Origin of the sequence: Micromonospora sp. CA-248260 (assembly GCF_050942205.1) — a bacterium.
Lineage (GTDB): Bacteria > Actinomycetota > Actinomycetes > Mycobacteriales > Micromonosporaceae > Micromonospora > Micromonospora antibiotica.
Genome location: NZ_CP192021.1, coordinates 6,378,251 through 6,398,254, shown reverse-complemented (window position 1 = coordinate 6,398,254; position 20,004 = coordinate 6,378,251). Strand labels below are relative to the sequence as shown.

The following is a 20,004-nucleotide window of genomic DNA, read 5'->3' as shown; positions in this document are numbered from 1 at the left end:
CTTGATCAACTGCATGGGAGGTCGGGGTGTCCGGCCGGGGTGGTAGGAATGGCGGGTGGAGGTGCGGGAGCGGGTAGAGCAGGACCGGGTGGCGGTGCGGGAGCGGGCCGAGGGGGTGCTGCGCCGGCTGGCCGGTGAGCACGCCCGGCTGCGTGAGGACCAGTGGCGGGCCATCGAGGCGCTGGTGGTGGACCAGCGGCGGGTGCTCTGCGTGCAGCGCACCGGGTGGGGCAAGTCGGCGGTCTACTTCGTGGCCACCGCACTGCTGCGTGAGCGTGGCGAGCACGGCCCGACGGTCATCGTCTCGCCGCTGCTGGCGCTGATGCGCAACCAGGTGGAGGCGGCGGCCCGCGCCGGCATCCGGGCCCGCACCATCAACTCGGCCAACCTCGACGAGTGGGACGAGATCACCGCCGAGATCCACGCCGGGGCGGTCGACGTGCTGCTGATCAGCCCCGAGCGGCTCAACAACCCCGACTTCCGGGACACCGTCCTGCCGAGGCTGGCCGCCACCACCGGCCTGCTGGTGGTCGACGAGGCGCACTGCGTCTCCGACTGGGGGCACGACTTCCGGCCCGACTACCGCCGGCTGCGTACCTTCCTGGGCAACCTGCCCGAGCGGACCCCGGTGCTCGCCACCACCGCCACCGCCAACGAGCGGGTGACCCGGGACGTCGCCGAGCAACTCGGCACCGAACCCACCGCACCCCCCGCCGACCGCCACGCCCCCCGCGCCGAACTCTCCGCCGACCGCGCCGGTTCGCCCGCCGCACCTCGCGCCGACGGGAGTGCACCGACCGCCGATCCTGCCGCGTCGCCCGTCGATCCTGCCGCGTCGCCCGCCGACGCCGGTGGCCGGCGGGCCGACGTGCTGGTGCTGCGGGGCACCCTGGACCGGGAGTCGCTGCGGCTGGGCGTGCTCGACCTGCCCAGCCCGGCGCACCGGCTGGCCTGGCTCGCCGACCACCTGGACGCGCTGCCCGGCTCCGGGATCATCTACACGCTGACCGTCGCGGCGGCCACCGAGACCGCCGAGTTCCTGCGCGGGCGCGGCTGGTCGGTGGCTTCCTACACCGGCCAGGCCGACGACGCCGACCGTCGCGCCGCCGAACAGGACCTGCTCGACAACAAGATCAAGGCGCTGGTGGCGACCAGCGCGCTCGGGATGGGGTTCGACAAGCCCGATCTCGGTTTCGTGGTGCACCTCGGTGCGCCGCCCTCGCCGATCGCCTACTACCAGCAGGTCGGCCGCGCCGGTCGCGCCGTCGAACACGCCGAGGTGCTGCTGCTGCCCGGTGTCGAGGACGCCGCCATCTGGCGCTACTTCGCCTCGCTCGCCTTCCCGCCCGAGGATCAGGTGCGCACCGTGCTGGCCGCCCTGCACACCGACCGGCCGCTCTCCACCCAGGCCCTGGAACCCATCGTCGACCTGCGCCGGACCCGCCTGGAGTTGATGCTCAAGGTGCTCGACGTCGACGGCGCGGTCCGCCGGGTCCGTGGTGGCTGGCTCGCCACCGGCGAACCCTGGACCTATGACGAGGCCCGGTTGCGCCGCGTCGCCGAGGCCCGCACCGCCGAGCAGCAGGCCATGCGCGAGTACGCCAGCACGCCCGGCTGCCGGATGCGATACCTGCGGGACTGCCTGGACGACAGCGGTGCCGGCGACTGCGGCCGGTGTGACCGCTGTGCCGCGCCGCTGTTCACCGCCGACGTGTCCGGTCCCGCGTTGACCGCCGCGCAGACCTTCCTCGGCCGCCCCGGGGTGCAGATCGCCCCCAAGAAGCTTTGGCCGACCGGCCTCGACGCGGTCGGCGTACCACTGAAGGGGCGGATTGCCCCGGCGGAGCAGGCGTTGCCCGGTCGGGCGGTGGGGCGGCTGTCCGACCTGGGCTGGGGTGGCCGGCTGCGCGCACTGGTCGGCCCGGACACGGCCGACGGCCCGGTCCCCGACGACGTGGCGGCGGCCGTGGTGGAGGTGCTGAAGGCGTGGGCCCACGGCGACGACCCGTGGCCGCGCCGCCCGGCCGGCGTGGTCGCGGTCGGCTCCCGCAGCCACCCGACCCTGGTCGCCTCGCTCGCCGAGCGGATCGCCACGGTCGGCCGGCTGCCGCTGCTCGGCCTGGTCACCCCCACCGGCCCGGCCGGGGCCGGCGGGCCGCGCGGCAACAGCGCCCAGCGGGTACGCGCCCTGCACGACGCCTTCACCGTCACCGACGAGGTGGCCGGCGCATTGGCCGGGCTGGACGGCCCGGTGCTGCTCGTCGACGACCTGGTCGACTCCGGCTGGACGATGACGATGGCCGCCCGGCTGCTGCGCCGCGCCGGTGCCCCCGACGTCCTCCCGCTGGCCCTCGCCGTCGCCGGCTGATCCGGCCGGGCCGATGCCGGTGGCGGGCGGCCTCGGCAGGCGGCCGACAACGGGCTGAGCCAGCTCGGGTCGCCACGCCGACCAGCGGGCCCAGCCGACCAGCGGGCCCAGCCGACCAGCGGGCCCACCGGAGATGGTTCCCCGGCCGGCCGTAGTGCGACCGCCGCCACGGTGCCCGGCCGTCGCCCCGGTGCCGAGGGCCTCGACGGTACGGTGGGCGGATGGCCGACCAGCGATCCGTCACCCGGCCCGCCGGCCCGGCAGGTAGCGGCGGCCCGGCCACTGACCGGGGCACCCCGCAGCCGGTGGACCGGCAGGACCGGGGTACCCCCGACGCGGAACCGGGGGACCGGCCGGGACGTGGCGACGCGGAGCCCGGCGGATGGGTGCTGTCCGCCGGGGGGACCTCGGCCGGGGACGAGGCGTCGGCGGTCGGACCGGACCGGGCCACCCTGCGGTTGGCACTGGTGGTGGGTGGCCTGGTGCTGGCCGTCCTGCTCGGCTTCGGCCTCGGCCGGGCCAACGGGCGGCCCACCGACCGTACGACGGCGACCGCCGCCACCGCCGCCGGTGACCACACCCATGCTCCGGGCACCGGGGCGCACCAGCACGACGGCACCGCCGGGCAGTCGGGCGGCGACGCGGCCACCGGCCTGTCGGTCACCTCCGGCGGCTACACGCTCACCCCGTCGGGTGGGGAGTTCGTCGCCGGGCGGGCGGGCGAACTGCGGTTCCAGATCCGGGACGCCCAGCGACGGCCGGTCACCCGGTTCGCGATCGTGCACGACAAGCCGATGCACCTGGTCGTGGTCCGCCGTGACCTCACCGGCTTCCAGCACCTGCACCCGACGATGGCCGCCGACGGCACCTGGTCGATCCCGCTGACCCTGCCGGAGCCGGGCGTCTGGCGGGCGTACACGGACTTCACCGCGCTCGCCGACGACGGCCAGCAGACCCCGGCCACGCTGGGCGTGGACCTGGTCGCTCCGGGGGACTACACGCCCCGCCCGCTGCCGGCCCCGGCCACCCGGGCGACCGTGGCCGGGTTCACCGTCGACTACGAGGGCACGGCGCAGGTGGGTGCCGCCGTACCGCTGCGGTTCCGGGTCCGGGACGGGGCGGGACAGCCGGCGACCCTGGAGCGCTACCTCGGTGCGTACGGGCACCTGGTCGCCCTGCGTGAAGGGGACCTGGGCTACCTGCACGTGCACCCGGGACCCGGGCCGGCCACCGACACGGTGACGTTCTGGCTGACCGCGCCCGGCCCCGGCAGTTACCGGATGTACCTGGACTTCCAGGTGGCGGGCGTGGTGCGGACCGCCGAGTTCACCCTCACGGTCCGCTGACCCCCGGCAACCTCCACCCGGCCCGGCGAGGCGCTGCCGTCCCTGCCTGGTCAGCCGGCGAGGCGCTGCCGTCCCTGCCTGGTCAGCCGGCGAGGCGCTGCCGTCCCTGCTTGGCCAGCCGGCGAGGCGCTGCCGTCCCTGCGTGGTTACTCGGCGAGGCGCTGCCGTCGCCGCGTGCTCGGCCGGCTCAGCCGGAGCGGCCGCCCGGCCCGATGAAGGGTCCCAGCCGAAGGGCCTCAGCCGGCGAGGGGCAGCCGGAGGAGTCAGCCGGCCCGGCGGATCGGGCGGCGGGCGAGGTAGCGGAGCAGGTCGCGGATGTGGTGCTTCTCCTCGGCGGGCACCGTCGGATCGGCCAGCCGGTCGAGGATCACCCGGACGTCCGCCTCCACCGGGCCGTCGTCGGCGCGGCGGCGGGGGACGGGTCCCGCGTCGGGCAGGCCGAGGGCCCGGAAGGCCGCCGCCACCGGCAGGTCGAGGGCGGCGCAGAAACCGCGCACCTTGGCCAGCTCGGGATAGTCCTGCCAGTCACCGGCGAGCCAGCGGAAAACGGTGGATCGACCGACCCCGGTGTGGGCAGCGAGGTCGCTCACCGTCCAACCCCGCTCGTCACGGGCGTCGTCGATGGCCCGTCGCACGAACCGTGCGAACGCCATCTGGGGTGATACCTCTGTCGAACCCATGCCGGTGAGATCGTCCCTTCCGGTGGGAGTCGGGTGTCCGGTGCGCCCTTCGAGGGTAGTACGGCGGGACGTCGTGACAATTGCCCGACAGTCCGTCCCTTCCGCGCCGACGGCGTCGCCGCACCCGGGGCAGCTGGCGGGCGGGTGCGGACTGCCGCAGTTGTCACCAACCCAGGACGGTCGGTGGGGCCCCCGCCCCGTCCCGTACGCCGAGGAGGAGCAGCTATGGCCGAGCCCGACCGTCCGGTGCCGCACCGCCCGGGTGCGGTCAGCCTCTTCTTCGTCGCCAAGGCGGGGGTGTTCGCCCTGGGCTTCTGGAGCTGGCTGCTGGTGCTGGTGTTGACCGGTGACGGGGCGACCGGCGGGCACGTGCTGGCCGCCGCCGGTGCCGTCACCACCACGCTGGTGGGGGTGGTGCTCGGCGTGCGGCTGGCCCTGCAACGCAGCGCCGCCGCCCGGCACGCCGAACTCAAGCGGCTCCTGGTCGACATCTCGTGGAACGCCTTCGCCGCCGCCGGCAACGCCGAGTCGGCCGGCACGGTGGTGCCGTTCCCCACCACGTCCGTCGAGGGCGAGCGTGGGGAGCGTGATCGGGTCCCTACGGTCTTCGCCCGGGGGCCGGGGGAGCGGCCCGGCGGGCGACGTCGCTGAGCCTGGTCACGCCCCGCCGACGGGTGCGGGCCGGTCGTCCAACAGGATCGACAGGCGCGGGGTGACCTGCCACTGGTCGACCAGCTGCTGATACTCGGCCCGCTGCGGCCCGGTGTCGGTGCCGGACCCGGTGCGGCGGGCGCGGATCAGCAGGTTGCGGGGGGTGTGCCGGGAGTCGACGAACTCGACCACCTCGGCCCGGTAGCCGTGCACCCGCAGCAGCCCGGCGCGTAGCGCGTCGGTGAGCACGTCGGCGAAGCGTTCCCGCAGGATGCCCTGCCGGGTCAGCAGCTCGTACGGGGCCGGCGTCGGCCGGGAACGCAGCTGTGCCGCCAGGTCGTGGTGGCAGCACGGCGCGGCGAGGATCCACCGGGCGTCCCAGCGCACCGCCCGGGCCAGCGCCTCGTCGGTGGCGGTGTCGCAGGCGTGCAGCGCGAGCACCAGGTCGGGGGCGGGTTCCACCACCGCGTCGGCGATGGTACCGGCCACGAAGGAGACCCGGTCGGCCCAACCGAGGCGGGCGGCCAGTTCGCTGTTGCGCTGCCGTTGATCTTCCCGGACGTCCACCCCGACCAGTTCCACGTCCAGCCCGCGACCGGTGAGGTACCGGTAGGCGGCGAAGGTCAGGTAGGCGTTGCCGCAGCCCAGGTCGACCACCCGCAGCCGCCCGGTGAGATCGTCGGGCAGGGTGGCGGCCAGCGCGCGGAGGAAGGCGTCGACCTGGCGCCGTTTGGCCGCGTTGCCGCCGATCGTCGCGAAGATCGGGTCCCCCGGATCGAGCAGGTAGTCCTTCACCCGGTCGTGGCCCTCCGGCCCGGCCGCCGGTCGGTCGGCGGTGGCCCGGTGCACCTGGGCTTCGCCGGACTTGGTCACCCGCAGTTGGAGGGTCGCCCCGGCGGTCTCCACGTGCCAGTTGCCGAACGGCTCGGCGAGCAGCGCGTCGACCGCCGCGTCGGCCTCCGCGCCCGGCGACACGTTCCGGGTGTACGGCCGGACGCCGTCGGACGTGGAGATCTGCAACCGGGGGCCGGTCTTGAGGGCCACCGGGCGTAGTTCGGCCCGGACCAGGGAGGGGCGCTGCCCACGGCGTCGACCGGCGGCGACGGCGCGGGTCAGGGCGGGGTCGAGCAGCAACGCCCGGACCTCGGTGAGGGCGGCGTCCAAGGGTTCCGGCATCGCTCCATCATCCTTCCCGGCCGATCGGTCCCGCGAGCGGGCGGACGCGGGGTGACCCGAACCGCCGTGGTGACCGGGCGGACACGCGACATCCCCCGGGCCGTCCGTACGGGCCGGGGGATGTCGGTGGTGCCAGTCAGTCGGCGGTGGCCTCGGCCGGCGTGTCCGTGCCGGAACCGCCACCACGGCGACGCCGCCGACGACGGGGCCGGGTCGACTCGCCCTCGCCGGCCGGCCCGGAGGCTGCGACTGCCGGCTCGGAGGCTGCGGCGGCCGGCTCGCCCGCCGTACCCGTCGGGGTGTCGGTGGACTCCCCACCGGTCACGGTGGTCGGCTCGCCCACGACGACCTCGCCGGCCCGGCGGCGACGCCGGTGGCGCGGGGTACGGGGGCCTTCGTCGGTGGACTCCACGGGCGTCTCGGTGGCGCCCGGCGCATCGGTGTCGGGGCGGCCCCGTCGGCCCTCGCCGCGACCGCCGGTGGCGCCCCGACCGCCGCTGTCACCGCGGCCTCGGCCCTCGCCGCGTCGGGAGCCCCGGCCGCCGCCGCTCTCACCCCGGCGGGAACGGCCACCGAGGTCCTCCTCGACCTCGGCGGAGAGCCCGGCCCGGGTCCGCTCGGCGGTCGGCAGGGTGCCGGTCATCTCGGCGGAGATGTCCAGGTCGGTGTAGAGATGCGGGGAGGTGTGGTAGGTCTCCGGCGGCTCCGGCATGTCCAGGCCGAGCGTCTTGTCGATGATCCGCCACCGGGGCATGTCGTCCCAGTCGACGAAGGTGACCGCGACGCCGGTCGCCCCGGCCCGACCGGTACGACCGATCCGGTGGGTGTAGGTGTCCTGGTCTTCGGGGCAGTCGTAGTTGATGACGTGGGTGACGCCGCTGACGTCGATGCCCCGGGCGGCCACGTCGGTGGCGACCAGCGTGTCGATCTTGCCGGCCCGGAACGCGCGCAGCGCCCGTTCCCGCGCGCCCTGGCCCAGGTCGCCGTGCACCGCGGCCACCGCGAAGCCGCGGAAGTCGAGATCCTCGGCGACCCGGTCGGCGGCCCGCTTGGTGCGGGTGAAGATCATGGTGAGCCCGCGCCCCTCGGCCTGGAGGATCCGCGCCACGATCTCGATCTTGTTCATCGAGTGGGTGCGGTACGCCAGCTGCTGGGTCTGCGGCGACGGGCCGGTCTCGGCGGTGTGCCCGGCGTGGATCGTCACCGGCCGGCGCAGGAACCGCCGGGAGAGGGTGACGATCGGGTCCGGCATGGTGGCCGAGAAGAGCATGGTCTGCCGGTCGTCCGGCAGCATCGCCAGGATCTTCTCGACATCGTCGAGGAAGCCCAGGTCGAGCATCCGGTCGGCCTCGTCGAGCACGAGCGCGCGGACCCGGTCGAGCCGCAGGTGCTTCTGCTTCTGCAGGTCCATCAGCCGGCCGGGGGTGCCGACCAGGATCTCCACGCCCTTGCGCAGCGCGTCGATCTGCGGCTCGTAGGCCACGCCGCCGTAGATCGGCAGCACCCGCACGCCCCGGGTCCGCCCGGCGGCGGCGAGGTCCTTGGCGACCTGGATGCCCAGCTCGCGGGTGGGTACGACGACCAGCGCCTGGGGCACGCCGTCGCTGCCCTCGGCCGGCGCCAGGACCCGCTCCAGCAGCGGTACGCCGAAGCCGAGGGTCTTGCCGGTGCCGGTCGGGGCCTGGCCGATCATGTCGGTGCCGCGCAGCGCGATCGGGATGGCGTACTCCTGGATCGCGAAGGCGCGGGTGATGCCCGCCGCGGCCAGGGCCTCGACGGTCTCGGGCCGCGCGCCGAGCGCGGCGAACGTGGGGGCCTCCGGGCGGACCGGGGCGGTGGGGACCAGTTCCTGGCCCTCCAGTTGGTCGAGAATCTGTTCGCTCATCTGGATCTGGGGGTGCCCTCTCGTGGTGCGCCCCGTTTTGTCCTCAGGGCGCGTTCGGTGTGACGCGGGCCACGCGATCGGCGGCGGAGAATCGCCGCGCCGGACCGGGCCGCACGCGCGCCGTGGGCAGGACTTCGATCAGATCGGCGCCCACGGCAACTACCTCATCCTACCCGAGCAGGTCGGCACACGCTCCTGACCTGGACCCACGGCTTTTCGCCGGGGGTGGGAATTGTGACCTGAGTCACCGTTAATGTCGTCGGTGACGCCGACGGCACAGGGGTGGGCCAGCGCGGCGACCGGATTCGACACGGTCGGTGACCCGCCGCCCACCGGGCCCGGCCTGCGACGGGGTCACCCGCCGCAGGGGCCGGACCGGTTCAGCGGACGGTGAACCCGACCGAACGGGGAGACGCCTCGGCGATCTCGACGTAGGCGACCTTGCCGACCGGCACGATGACCCGTCGACCCTTCTCGTCGGTCAGGGACAGCGTCCCCTCGACCTTGGCGAAGGCGTCGGTCACGATCTGCTCGATCTCGGCCGGCGACTGCGCGCTCTCCAGTACCAGCTCGCGCGGCGCGTACTGCACGCCGATCTTGACCTCCACTGTGCCTCCTCAGGTGGGCGAGATAGCCGCCGGTCCGAAGGCTATCCGATCTCGGGGCGGGATGTTCAGGCTGACTCACCCTGGAGCGGGAAGCTCGCGATGCCCCGCCAGGACAACGCCGCGACCAGCGCCTCGGCCTCGGCCTTCGGCACCTGCCGGCCACCGGCCAGCCAGAACTGGGCCGCCGTCTCCGCCGCACCGACCAGGCCGGAGGCGAGCAGCTCGGCGTGCGACCGGCTGACCCCGGTGTCGGAGATGATGGTGTCGGTGATCGCCGCGATGCAGCCCTGCTCCACCCGCTCCACCCGCTGCCGGACCGCCGGATCGTTGCGCAGGTCCGACTCGAACACGAGCCGGAACGCCTCGCTCTCGTGGTCGACGAAGTCGAAGTAGGCCCGCACCGACGCGCCGACCCGCTCCTTGTTGTCGTTGGTGCCCCGCATCGCATCGTGCACCTTGGCGACGATGGCGTCACAGTGCGTGTCGAGCAGCGCCAGGTAGAGATCCATCTTTCCGGGGAAGTGCTGATACAGCACCGGCTTGGAAACCCCGGCCCGCTCGGCGATGTCGTCCATCGCCGCGGCGTGGTACCCCTGGGCTACGAACACCTCCTGAGCCGCCGCGAGTAGCTGCTTACGGCGTGCTGAGCGGGGCAGCCGGGTGGGCCGGCCGGTAGTCTGCGCACCGTTCCCCACAGCGGTCATGGGAACCTCCGAGTTTCGTCATCCAGCCGGCACTTTTACCCCGTACCGGTCAGGGCACTCACCCCGGCCCCGGAATTGGCCCGCCGCTGTAACTTATCGCCACTGTCACCACACGGTAGCCTCAGCGGGGGCGACCAAGGAGCGCGCGGTGAGTGAATCAGGGCAACCCGGTGCCGCCACCCCGGGAGAGCATGACGACGGTACGGGTCAGCAGGACGACCTGGCCCGTTCCGTCAACGGGTGGGCACCTGCGACCGGGTGGTCCGGCGGAACCGACGCCCCGGGTTACCGGGAGTCGGCCTCACCGTGGAACCGGACCGATCCCACCGCCGGCTGGGGTGGTCAGCCGTCCCGGCACGGTGACCTGCCTGCGCCGTTCCCCGTTCCCCCGGCCGGCGACGAGGTCCCCCGCAACGGGCGGGCCCACCGCAATGGTCACGACTCGGCACCGGAATTCCCGGCCCCGCTGCGTCGCCCGGTGAGCGCCCCGCCCGGCGGGCCGGGGCACCCCGCCGACGACCCCGGATTCACCGACGGTGACCGACTGGTCGTGCCGGCCCAGCGGCCGGCGTCCCCGGCTGAGCCACCGCACGATCCCGAGTCCGCCCGGCACTCCTCGGACGATCCCGCCGCGCCCCGGCGCGGCCACTGGCCCGACAGTGGCCTGCCCACCTCCGCCCCGCCGGCCGTGCAGGTCCCGCCGGTCGGCACCGCCGCCTCCGGGTTCGAGGTGCCCCCCGGTTTCCACGCCCCCGAGCGGGGCGAGGCCGGGCCGCTGCCGACCGACGCCCCCCGCGACTGGAGCAACCGGCTGCCCGCCGAGGGCGGCCCGCGCGGGGCCGGCCGGTTCGCCCCCACCGAGCCCACCGCCGGCACCGAGCAGCCCGGTGCCGATCCGTACGGCACCGAGCCGCGTGGTGCCGATCCGTACGGCATCGAGCCGCGTGGTGCCGGGCAGTACAGCGGGGAGCAGTCCGCTGCGGGGCGTCGGCCCGCCCCCGGACCGGACGAGCCCGACTGGTCCGGCCCGAGCTGGAACCGGCCCAGCTGGGGCGGCAGCTGGGCACCCGCCTGGTCACGGGACGAGGAGCCGCCCGCCGGCCGACCGACCCGCGCCGAACGGACGGCCGAGTGGTCGGCCGAGCCCGCCCGCCCCTACGAGCCGGTCCGTGCCGAACCCGCCCGCCCCTACCAGCCGGTGCGCGCCGAGCCCGCCCGGCCGTACGAGCCGGTGCGCTCGGAGGTGCCCCGCCCGTACGAGCTGACCCGCTCCGAGCCGGTCACCCCACCGGCGCTGCCGGAGCCCGCGCCGCCGGTGGTCGCCCGGCCCGGCCGGGACCAGCCGCCCGTCGCGCCGGTCGTCGACCGGGTCGCCCCGGGCCGCCCCGGCACCGACCACCCCGAGCCCGACTGGTCCGACCGCACCGGTCACGACCGCGACCGGCCCGAGCGGGACTGGTCCGGGCGTACCGGCCGGTCCGAGCGGGACCTCCCGACCCGCACCGACCGGCCCGAGGGCGGCTTCTCCGGCCGGTCCGAGCGGGACTTCCCGGACCAGGTGGACCGCAGCGGTCGAGCGGAGCGCTCCGAGCGGGACTGGACCGCCCCCGTGAAGCGGGACTGGACCGACCGCCCCGAGCAGGACCGGTCCGGCCGGGACTGGACCGACCGGTCCGGGCGGGACTGGCCGGAGCCCGTCGAGCGGCCCGACCGCGGCCGGCCGGCCGGCGAGTCCGCCACCGAGGGGTCGCCCACGCCGGACCGACCGGCCGAGCGACGCCCCTGGGCGGTGGGCCCGCCCGCCGACGCGCCACCCGTACCCCCGAGACGTTCACCGGCCCACCCCCGGCGGCCCCCGAGACGTTCACCGGCCTGCCCCGCGACGAGCCGGCCGGTCTGTCGCCCGCCTCGCGGGCCGAGCCGCCCGCCGTGCCGGCCCTGCCGGGGCCCGAACCGGTCGGGCCGGTGGCCGCCTCCGGCCCGGAACGGGGCACCGGACTGCCGCCCGCCGTCCGGGCCGACCAGCCGTTCCGACTCCCCCGCGACGAGCCGGCCGCCCGTCCCGTCGGCCGCGCCGACCAGCCGTTCCGACTCCGGTCGGTGCCGACCGAGCCGGCCACCCCCACCGATCTTCCCGGCCACCCGCCGGAGCCTCCCGTCTCCGCCGTCGGTGCCCCCGCCACGAGCGGGCCACACCGCCTGGACCGGATTCCCCCCGCGCCCGTCCCGACGAGCGCTCCCCCCTACGCGGCCCGCCGATCCGCCCCTGACCCGCTGACCGCCACCGAGCCGGTGGTGGACGAACGGCAGCCGGACCGGGGCACGGCGGTGCTGCCGCAGCGCGTCCCCGCCGAACCGGACGTGCCCGTCGTGCCGGAGCCGCCAGCCGTGGAGCCCCCCGCAGAGACCCCGGAGCTCGCCCGAATCGCCACCCACCTGCGTCGTGACGACGAGCCCGCCCCGCTGCGGGAACGCCCCGAGGGCTTCGACGTCAACGCGATCCTGGACGCCGTACGGGAGGTGGCCGGGGTGCGGGACGCGGCGCTGCGTCGCACCCCCGCCGGGGCGCACAGCCTGCGCCTCGACCTGTCCGACGGGGCGGACCCGGCGGAGGTGAGCCGACTGGTGGCCCGCCTGCTCCAGGAACGGATGGGCCTCGCCGCCGCGCCGCAGAACCTGTCCGGTGAACCCAGCGCCCCGGTGCCGCCGCCGCTGCGTCGGCGTACCGGTGAGCCGCGTCCGGCTGCCGGCGAGCGCCCGGGTGACGCCCGGGGCCGTGACGAGTTCGGCCCGGCCGACCGGCGGGATCCGAACCGGGGCGGTGCCCCGACCGGCCGGGCCCGCGCCGTCGAGCCACCCGCCGCGTCGCCGGTGGTCTCCCCATCCGCTGCGGCACCGCCCGTCGTCGCGTCGTCCCCGGTCGAGGAGCGCCCGGTCGGTGACCCCGCCCGACCGGCGGGTGAGCCGACGGCCCGGTCGACCGCTGCGGCCCGTGCCGACGGGGTGTCCCGCGCCGACGGTCCGGCCTGGGACGGCGAGGAGCACCCCGCCGAGGAGTCGCCGACCGCGTCCGGGGTGCCCCGGCGACGTCGGCAGCCCGTCCACCGGGGTCGGGCCAGTGTGGAGGAGACACCCCCGGGGGCGCTGCTGGTGCCGACCGGCAGCCCGGCGACGCTCAACGCGTCGTACTCCGGTGGGCAGATGACCACGACGGAGACCGCGCCGTCGCGACCGCTGGACACCGGCGGTGTGCCGGGCCCCCGGGTGGTGATCGACCACGTCCAGGTGAGCACCTTCGGCCTGGACGCCAACGTCGAGGTACGCCTGCTCACCGCCGGTGAGCCGGCCGCCGGTCACGCCACCGGGCCGGCCGTGGACGGGTACGTGCTGCGGCTGTGCGCGGTGGCCGCCGCGGCGGCCGTGGACGAGTTGCTGCGCCACGCCGAGCGCACCGCCGAGCGGGGACGTTGCTTCGTCGAGCACGCCGCCGTGGTGCCGTTCGGCAACTGCGAGGTGGCGACCGTGGTGGTGCTGCTGGTCTGCGACGGCTGGGTGGAGCAGTTGGCGGGGTCGGCGCTGGTCGCCGGTGATCCGCGTCAGGCGGTGGTCCGGGCGACCCTGGCGGCGGTCAACCGACGCCTCGAAGCGTTGCTCGCCTGACCTGGCACGTTGTCGGCGAGGGGTCGGGGCGGTAACACTGCCGGTATGAAGCGCGCCGCCCTCTGGCCCGAGGAGCACCTGCCCCCGCACCGGCTGCCCCCACCGTGGCCCGGCCGGGCGGTACGCCTCGACGGCACGGTCACCTACGTCCGGGACACCCCGGCCACCGGGCCGGACGCGGAACCGGCGCTGTACGTGCACGGGCTGGGTGGTTCGTCGCAGAACTGGACGGACCTCGCCGGCCTGCTCGCCGGCCGCCTCGACGGGCAGGCGATCGACCTGCCCGGTTTCGGGCGCAGCGAGCCGGGGCTGCGCTACACCATCCCGGCGTTCGCCGACCGGGTGGTGCGCTGGATCGAGCACTCCGGCCGGGGCCCGGTGCACCTGTTCGGCAACTCGTTGGGCGGGGCGGTCTCGGTGTACGTCGCCGGTCGCCGGCCGGACCTGGTGCGGACCCTGACGCTGATCTCGCCGGCCCTGCCGTTCCTGAACTTCGGGCGTTCGTTGCAGGGGCGGATGCTGCCGCTGCTGGCCATCCCGCGGGGGGAGCGGTTGGCTGCGTGGCGGCTCGCCCAGCTCGCCCCGGAGGTGATGGCCCGGCAGGCGATGGAGGCGTGCGTGGCCGACCTGAGCCGGATCAGCGACCAGCGCCGGCAGGAGGCGCTGGAGGAGATCCGGGTCCGCTACGAGGCGACGCACTACGCCGCCGCGTACGTCCGGACGTTCCGGGGGCTGGTGGCCAGCTTCCTGCGGTCGTACCTGCCGGGGCCGGGGTCGCTGTGGCGGATCGCCGCCGCGATCGAGGCGCCCACCCTGGTGGTGGGGGGCATGAAGGACCGGCTGGTGGACGTCAGGGTGGCCCCGCAGACCGCCCGGATCATCCCGGACAGCCGGTTGATGATGCTGGCCGGCGTCGGGCACGTGGCCCAGTTGGAGGTGCCGCGTACGGTGGCTCGCGCCGTGCTTCACCTGCTCGCGGAGACGACGGGGTCCCCGCCGCCCGCCCGGCCCGGCAGGCCACCGGCCGGCGGTGCGGACCCGACGTCTGCCGGGGACGCGGCGCCGACGACCGGCGGTGGGGCGGACGTGCCGTCGGCCGGTGCGGGTGCCGCGCTTGAGTTCGGCGGGGGCGACGCGCCGGAGTCCGGTGGTGACGTGGCGTGGCGGCCCGGGGTGGCATCCTGACCCGGATGACTGCCCTCCTGCGCCACGGCCTGCGATGGGCCCGTGGCATCCGCCGCCCCGGGACGGTCCTGCGCCGTCCGTCCGTCTTCACCGGCCGGTCGCGTCCGGCGCTGTCGGCGACCGTGCTGCTGTTGGTGGTGGTCTCCGGCGGGCTGGCGGTGACCACGGGTGCGGGGTCGGGCACCGGTCGGTTGGTCGCCCGGCCGGTGGTGCCACCCGGCGGGTCGGCCGCGACCGGTAACGCGTCGGACGCCGTGGGGTCGGCCGGCGACTTCGGGCGGGCCGGGCCCGCCGACGGTGCGGGTCCGCAGGGTGCGGCCGGGCCGGTGCCGCCGGTCGCGGTGCCGTCGGCGGAGCAGGCCGGCGTGGGTGGCCCGACCACGGCCGTGCCGCCGTTGGCGTTGTCCGGGCCGGTCCCGGCGACGGGCCGGGGCACCTTCGCCTACGACGACCGGGCCGGGGCGACGCTGGGCCGGTCCGGTGTGCTGCGGCGGTACCGGGTGGCCGTGGAGGTCGGCTCCGGTGAGGACGTCCGGGACTTCTCCGACCAGGTGCAGGCGGCGCTGGCCGGGCCGGGTAGCTGGGTGGACGGCGGGCGGTTGCGGCTGCGCCGGGTGCCGGGGGACGCGCCGTACGACTTCACGGTCCAGTTGGCGACCCGGAACACGGCGGGTCGGTTGTGCCGGGCCGGTGGGGTGGACATCCGGGTCGGTGGGGTGCCGTTCACGTCGTGCCGCGCGCCGGGGAAGGTGATCGTCAACCTGGACCGGTGGCGGACGTCGGTGCCGCACTTCGTCCGGGCCGGGGTGCCGTTGGCGCTCTACCGGACGTACGTGGTGAACCACGAGGTGGGGCACCAGTTGGGGCACCGCCACGAGGGGTGCCCGGGGGTGGGCCGGCCGGCGCCGGTGATGCAGCAGCAGTCGTTGTTCCTGCGGGGGTGCACGGCGAACCCGTGGCCGTACCTGGGTGGGCGTCGGTACGCCGGCCCGGCGCGCTGAACCCGCCGGGGCGGGTCGTTCCGGTGTATGTGAAACATCCTCTCGTAAGAAGTGGCAATAACGCTGATATGCCCGATTAGTCTGCCATGCTGGACGGGTGACCACCCCGACCGACTCCGCCGGGCGTCCGGAGCCGCCGGCCGCCGGCCCACCCGACCCACGCCCATGCGACCGCACCGCGTCGCAGCCCGCCGACCAGCGCCACCGCGACCCGCACACCGAGCCGCACCACGGCGGGCCGAGCCACGGCGGGCGAAGCCACGGCGGGCCGAGCCGCGGCGGGCCGAGCCACCCCACGGAGGGGCGGCGAGGGTCGTACCGCAGTCGTCGGTTGCGGCGTCGGCGTCGCCGGGCCGTGCTGCTCGGCCTGGTCCTGCTCGGCGCGGGCGGGTTCGTCGGCCTCTACCCGGACGACCCCCAGGGAGACCCCGCGCCGGTCGCCGGGCGGCTGGCCGACGGGACGGGCGGTGGACGACCGACCGGTGGACCCGACGGCGGGCAACCCCCCACCGGCTACCCGCGCAGCGGACCCGGGCGCTTCACCGCCGCAGACGGCCGCTCCGAGGTGTACGGCTCCGACGGCCCGCTGCACCGCTACCGGATCGAGGTGGAACAGGGCACCGGTCAGGACGTGGACGCGTTCGCCGCCGCCGTGGACGCCACCCTGGGTGACCCGAACAGCTGGATCCGCTCCGGCGAACTACGGTTCCAGCGGGTGCCGGAGGTGGCCGCCGCCGACTTCACCATCTATCTCGCCACCCCGGCCACCTCCGAGCGGATCTGCGCGGAAGGTGGGCTGGACACCGAGGGCTACACCTCCTGCCGGCTGCCCGGTCGGGTGGTCATCAACCTGGCCCGCTGGATGGACGCCGTGCCGGACTACGGGGCGCCGCTGTCGGTCTACCGGACGTACGTGGTCAACCACGAGGTGGGGCACGAACTCGGCGAGGAACACCAGGCCTGCCCCGGGGTCGGCGAGCCGGCCCCGGTGATGCAGCAGCAGACGTACGGGCTGGACGGCTGCGTGGCCAATGCCTGGCCGTACGTCGACGGCTCCCGCTACTCGGGCGAGCTGATCCCCGGCGCCTGAGTTATTCCCCTCCCGTATGTCGGACGGGGTGTCACTGCTCATGGCCGAGGGGTGGTCGGCCGAGCGACAATGGCTCGGTTCGCCATCAGCCGATCACCGGGGAGTCCACCGTGTCGTTGCCCCCGCTCGTCGAACCCGCCGCCGAGCTGACCGTTGACGAGATCCGTCGTTACTCCCGTCACCTGATCATCCCCGATGTGGGGGTCGAGGGGCAGAAGCGGTTGAAGAACGCCCGGGTGCTCTGTGTGGGTGCCGGTGGTCTCGGCTCGCCGGCCCTGATGTACCTGGCCGCCGCCGGGGTCGGGACGCTCGGCATCATCGACTTCGACACCGTCGACGAGTCCAACCTCCAGCGCCAGATCATCCACGGCGTCTCCGACATCGGCCGGTCCAAGGCCGAGTCCGCCGCCGCGTCGATCCGCGAGATCAACCCGCTGGTCCAGGTGGAGATCCACAACACCGCCCTCGACCGGGAGAACGTCCGGGACATCTTCGCCCGGTACGACCTGATCGTCGACGGCACCGACAACTTCGCCACCCGCTACATGGTCAACGACGCGGCGGTGCTGCTCGGCAAGCCGTACGTCTGGGGGTCGATCTACCGGTTCGACGGTCAGGCGTCGGTCTTCTGGGCCGAGCACGGCCCCTGCTACCGCTGCCTCTACCCGGAGCCCCCGCCGCCCGGCATGGTGCCGTCCTGCGCCGAGGGCGGCGTGCTCGGCGTGCTCTGCGCGTCGATCGGCTCGATCCAGGTCAACGAGGCGATCAAGCTGCTCGCCGGGATCGGCGAGCCGCTGGTCGGCCGGCTGATGGTCTACGACGCGCTGGAGATGGAATACCGCAAGATCAAGATCCGCAAGGACCCGAACTGCGTGCTCTGCGGCGAGAACCCCACGGTCACCGACCTGCTGGAGGACTACGAGGACTTCTGCGGCGCGGTCTCCGAGGCGGCCCAGGAGGCGATCGTCGACTCGACCATCACCGCCACCGAGCTCAAGGAGTGGCAGGACGCCGGCAAGGACATCTTCCTGGTCGACGTCCGGGAGCCCGCCGAGTACGAGATCGTCCGGATCCCCGGCTCCACCCTGATCCCCAAGGGCGAGATCATCTCCGGCGAGGCGCTGGCGAAGCTCCCGCAGGACAAGCAGGTCGTGCTGCACTGCAAGTCCGGGGTCCGCTCGGCCGAGGCGCTCGCCGCGCTGAAGGCCGCCGGGTTCCGCGACGCGGTGCACGTCCAGGGCGGGGTGCTCTCCTGGATCAAGCAGATCGATCCCTCGCTGCCCGCGTACTGACCGGTGACCGGGGCCGGGGGCGGCGACGAACCGCCCCCGGCCCCGACCGATTCCCCGAGGCGGGATCGCGTCCGCGCCGGTAGCGTCTGCGCCGTGGTGGACTTGGATGCGGCGATAGGTTTCGTCGTGGCGCACGGTGACGCGGTGGACCGCGCCCGGCTGTCCCGGCTGCGCACCGGTGCGCCCGTGCCCCCCGACCTGCTCGACGCGGCCGAGGTCGGGCAGACCGTGGACGGCGGCTGGCCGGCGGTGCTCGGCGGTGAGGTCCCGTCCATCGACGCCACCTGTTTCCGCCTGGCCGAACTGGACGATCTCGGCGCGCTCGGCCGGCCCGCCGCCCGGCACGCCCTGGACTGGCTGGCCGCCCGGCAACTGCCCGACGGTGGCTGGGACGAGGACCCGCGGCTGGCCGGCAGCGCCCCCGAGTGGGCCACCCCGGGCGACCCGGAGGCCCGGCTCTACCTCTCGGCCAACGCCGCGTTCTGGCTCAGCGTCGCCGGTCGGGACGCCCGTGCCGCGGGCCCGCTGGACAACCGCGTCGGCGGCGCGTACGCCGGGGTGGTGCAGGCGGCGGCGCAGGCCCTGGCCGGGCAGCTCGCCCCGGACGGCAGTTGGCCGTCCTTCCTCGCCGCCGGCTGGCTGAGCGCGGCGGTGCTGCACCGCCAGCAGCTCTACTACGAGTCGGCCCGGATCCAGGCGGTGCTGGCCGAACGGATGCCGCAGCTGTCTCCGGCGGACACCGCCGCGCTGGCCGCCACCCTGCGCCGGGTGGAGGTGGGCGAGGAGCAGTGGGTGCTGGTGTCGGCCCGCAGGCGGCTCGCCGAGACCCAGCGCAGCGACGGCGGCTGGGACAGCGACGACGGCCACCAGTTCGACGTGCACACCACGCTGACCGCGATCCGTGCCTGCCGGCCGATCGGGCCGGTCCTGCCGCCGGGCTCACCGGTCGTCCCGCCGGGCTCACCGGTGGTGCGCCGGGCCCGCGTGGTCCCGCCGACCGACGACGAGCCCGGCACCTGGTGACCCCGGGCCCGCAGCGCCCGGCTGCGGGCGACCGCCCCCGGGCGTAGCCGGGCCGGGGCGGTCCGCTCAGCGCAGGTGACCGTCGCCGGTCACCACGTACTTGGTGGAGGTCAGCTCGGGCAGCCCCATCGGCCCCCGGGCGTGCAGCTTCTGGGTGGAGATGCCGATCTCCGCACCGAAGCCGAACTCGCCGCCGTCGGTGAACCGGGTGGAGGCGTTGACCATCACCGCCGCCGCGTCGACCCGGGCCACGAACTCCCGGGCGGCGGCCTGCGAGTCGGTGACGATCGCCTCGGTATGCCCGGTGCCGTAGCGGCGGATGTGCGCGACCGCCGCGTCGAGCGAGTCGACCACGGCGACGGAGATGTCCGCGCTGAGGTATTCGGTGGCGAAGTCCTCGTCGGTGGCCGGCACCACGGCGGGGGAGTGGGCGACGACCTCGGGGGAGCCGTGCACGGTCACCCCGGCCTCGGCGAACGCGGCCAGCACGACCGGCAGGAACGCGTCGGCGACGTCGGCGTGCACCAGCAGCGACTCGGCCGTGTTGCAGGTGCTCAGCCGCTGGGTCTTGGCGTTCAGGGCGATCGCCACCGCCTTGGCCTGGTCGGCGGCGGCGTCCACGTAGACGTGGCAGTTACCCACCCCGGTCTCGATCACCGGCACCGTCGACTCCTCGACCACGGTGCGGATCAGCGACGCGCCACCGCGCGGGATCAGCACGTCGACCAGGCCCCGGGCCCGCATCAGCTCCTTGACCGACTCCCGGGAGCCGGCGTCGAGCAACTGCACCGCGTCGGCCGGCAGCCCCGCCCCGGCGACCGCGTCACGCAGCACCGCCACCAACGCCGCGTTGGAGTGCGCGGCCGAGGACGACCCGCGCAGCAGCGCCGCGTTGCCGGACTTCAGGCAGATGCCGGCCGCGTCCACCGTCACGTTCGGCCGGGCCTCGTAGATGATGCCGACCACCCCGAACGGCACCCGCACCTGCCGCAGCTCCAGCCCGTTGGGCAGGGTCGAACCCCGGACCACCTCGCCCACCGGGTCGGGCAGTGCGGCCATCTCGCGCAGCGCGTCGGCGATGCCGGCCACCCGACCCGCGTCGAGGGCGAGCCGGTCCAGCACGGCCGCGCTCAGCCCCGCCTCCCGCCCGGCCGCCAGGTCCGCCGCGTTCGCGGTGAGGATCTCCGGCGTACGCGCCACCAGCGCGTCGGCCATCGCGTGCAGCGCGCCATCCTTGACCGTACGGGTGGCCACGGCGAGGGCCTCCGCCGCGTCCCGGGCCCGCCGGGCCTGCTCGACGACGCTCATTGCGTACTCCTTCGGATCTTCCGGAGG

Annotated in this window: 14 protein-coding genes and 2 pseudogenes; 10 read left to right on the top strand and 6 right to left on the bottom strand. The window is 75.2% G+C overall.

Features of this window, described 5'->3' with window-relative positions; all coding sequences use genetic code 11:
* The first annotated feature begins 88 nt into the window (after positions 1-88).
* The gene (locus ACQP2H_RS27750) at positions 89-2,368 is read left to right on the top strand and encodes a DEAD/DEAH box helicase (RefSeq protein ID WP_433233699.1); all 2,280 of its coding nucleotides are present in this window, start codon (positions 89-91) and stop codon (positions 2,366-2,368) included.
* A gap of 221 nt (positions 2,369-2,589) precedes the next feature.
* Positions 2,590-3,714 carry a hypothetical protein gene (locus ACQP2H_RS27745; RefSeq protein ID WP_255597751.1) on the top strand — a complete coding sequence of 375 codons (1,125 nt, stop codon included), beginning with the start codon at positions 2,590-2,592 and terminating at the stop codon, positions 3,712-3,714.
* 263 nt (positions 3,715-3,977) lie between these two features.
* On the opposite strand, the gene ACQP2H_RS27740 is transcribed toward ACQP2H_RS27745, so the two are convergent.
* A complete protein-coding gene (locus ACQP2H_RS27740; RefSeq protein ID WP_219464817.1) occupies positions 3,978-4,394 on the bottom strand; it encodes a helix-turn-helix domain-containing protein in 417 nt (138 codons plus the stop codon).
* Between the two features lie 225 nt (positions 4,395-4,619).
* Here ACQP2H_RS27740 and ACQP2H_RS27735 point away from each other — a divergent pair, with 225 nt between their 5' ends.
* Positions 4,620-5,045 carry a hypothetical protein gene (locus ACQP2H_RS27735; RefSeq protein WP_219464815.1) on the top strand — a complete coding sequence of 142 codons (426 nt, stop codon included), beginning with the start codon at positions 4,620-4,622 and terminating at the stop codon, positions 5,043-5,045.
* Positions 5,046-5,051: 6 nt separating this feature from the next.
* On the opposite strand, the gene ACQP2H_RS27730 is transcribed toward ACQP2H_RS27735, so the two are convergent.
* From ACQP2H_RS27730 to ACQP2H_RS27715, 4 genes are all read right to left on the bottom strand, one after another.
* Positions 5,052-6,221: a class I SAM-dependent methyltransferase gene (locus ACQP2H_RS27730; RefSeq protein ID WP_219464813.1), complete on the bottom strand. Its 1,170-nt coding sequence runs from the start codon at positions 6,219-6,221 to the stop codon at positions 5,052-5,054.
* A 136-nt stretch (positions 6,222-6,357) separates the two neighbouring features.
* Positions 6,358-8,106, bottom strand: a complete 1,749-nt coding sequence (locus ACQP2H_RS27725; protein WP_219464811.1) for a DEAD/DEAH box helicase — start codon at positions 8,104-8,106, stop codon at positions 6,358-6,360.
* 380 nt (positions 8,107-8,486) lie between these two features.
* On the bottom strand, positions 8,487-8,714 hold the full coding sequence (locus ACQP2H_RS27720) for a DUF3107 domain-containing protein (protein ID WP_091242202.1): 228 nt from the start codon (positions 8,712-8,714) through the stop codon (positions 8,487-8,489).
* Between the two features lie 65 nt (positions 8,715-8,779).
* Positions 8,780-9,418 carry a TetR/AcrR family transcriptional regulator gene (locus ACQP2H_RS27715; RefSeq protein ID WP_208568268.1) on the bottom strand — a complete coding sequence of 213 codons (639 nt, stop codon included), beginning with the start codon at positions 9,416-9,418 and terminating at the stop codon, positions 8,780-8,782.
* A gap of 148 nt (positions 9,419-9,566) precedes the next feature.
* Here ACQP2H_RS27715 and ACQP2H_RS27710 point away from each other — a divergent pair, with 148 nt between their 5' ends.
* From ACQP2H_RS27710 to ACQP2H_RS27680, 7 genes and pseudogenes are all read left to right on the top strand, one after another.
* Positions 9,567-11,696 carry a hypothetical protein gene (locus ACQP2H_RS27710; protein ID WP_433229425.1) on the top strand — a complete coding sequence of 710 codons (2,130 nt, stop codon included), beginning with the start codon at positions 9,567-9,569 and terminating at the stop codon, positions 11,694-11,696.
* A 302-nt stretch (positions 11,697-11,998) separates the two neighbouring features.
* Positions 11,999-13,078, top strand: a pseudogene (locus tag ACQP2H_RS27705) (hypothetical protein); the annotation flags it as partial.
* 45 nt (positions 13,079-13,123) lie between these two features.
* Positions 13,124-14,071: pseudogene (locus ACQP2H_RS27700) on the top strand (alpha/beta fold hydrolase); the annotation flags it as partial.
* A 197-nt stretch (positions 14,072-14,268) separates the two neighbouring features.
* Entirely contained in the window at positions 14,269-15,264 is a 996-nt protein-coding gene (locus ACQP2H_RS27695) for a DUF3152 domain-containing protein (protein WP_433229423.1), read from the top strand.
* A 331-nt stretch (positions 15,265-15,595) separates the two neighbouring features.
* Positions 15,596-16,354, top strand: coding sequence for a DUF3152 domain-containing protein (locus ACQP2H_RS27690; RefSeq protein ID WP_219470391.1), 759 nt, complete (start codon positions 15,596-15,598; stop codon positions 16,352-16,354).
* A 110-nt stretch (positions 16,355-16,464) separates the two neighbouring features.
* The gene (gene moeZ, locus ACQP2H_RS27685) at positions 16,465-17,646 is read left to right on the top strand and encodes an adenylyltransferase/sulfurtransferase MoeZ (RefSeq protein WP_219464807.1); all 1,182 of its coding nucleotides are present in this window, start codon (positions 16,465-16,467) and stop codon (positions 17,644-17,646) included.
* A 93-nt stretch (positions 17,647-17,739) separates the two neighbouring features.
* Positions 17,740-18,669 carry a squalene--hopene cyclase gene (locus ACQP2H_RS27680; protein WP_433229422.1) on the top strand — a complete coding sequence of 310 codons (930 nt, stop codon included), beginning with the start codon at positions 17,740-17,742 and terminating at the stop codon, positions 18,667-18,669.
* A 66-nt stretch (positions 18,670-18,735) separates the two neighbouring features.
* Here the strand turns inward: ACQP2H_RS27680 and ACQP2H_RS27675 are convergent, their stop codons facing one another.
* Positions 18,736-19,977 carry a glutamate-5-semialdehyde dehydrogenase gene (locus ACQP2H_RS27675; protein ID WP_219464803.1) on the bottom strand — a complete coding sequence of 414 codons (1,242 nt, stop codon included), beginning with the start codon at positions 19,975-19,977 and terminating at the stop codon, positions 18,736-18,738.
* Between the last annotated feature and the right edge of the window lie 27 nt (positions 19,978-20,004).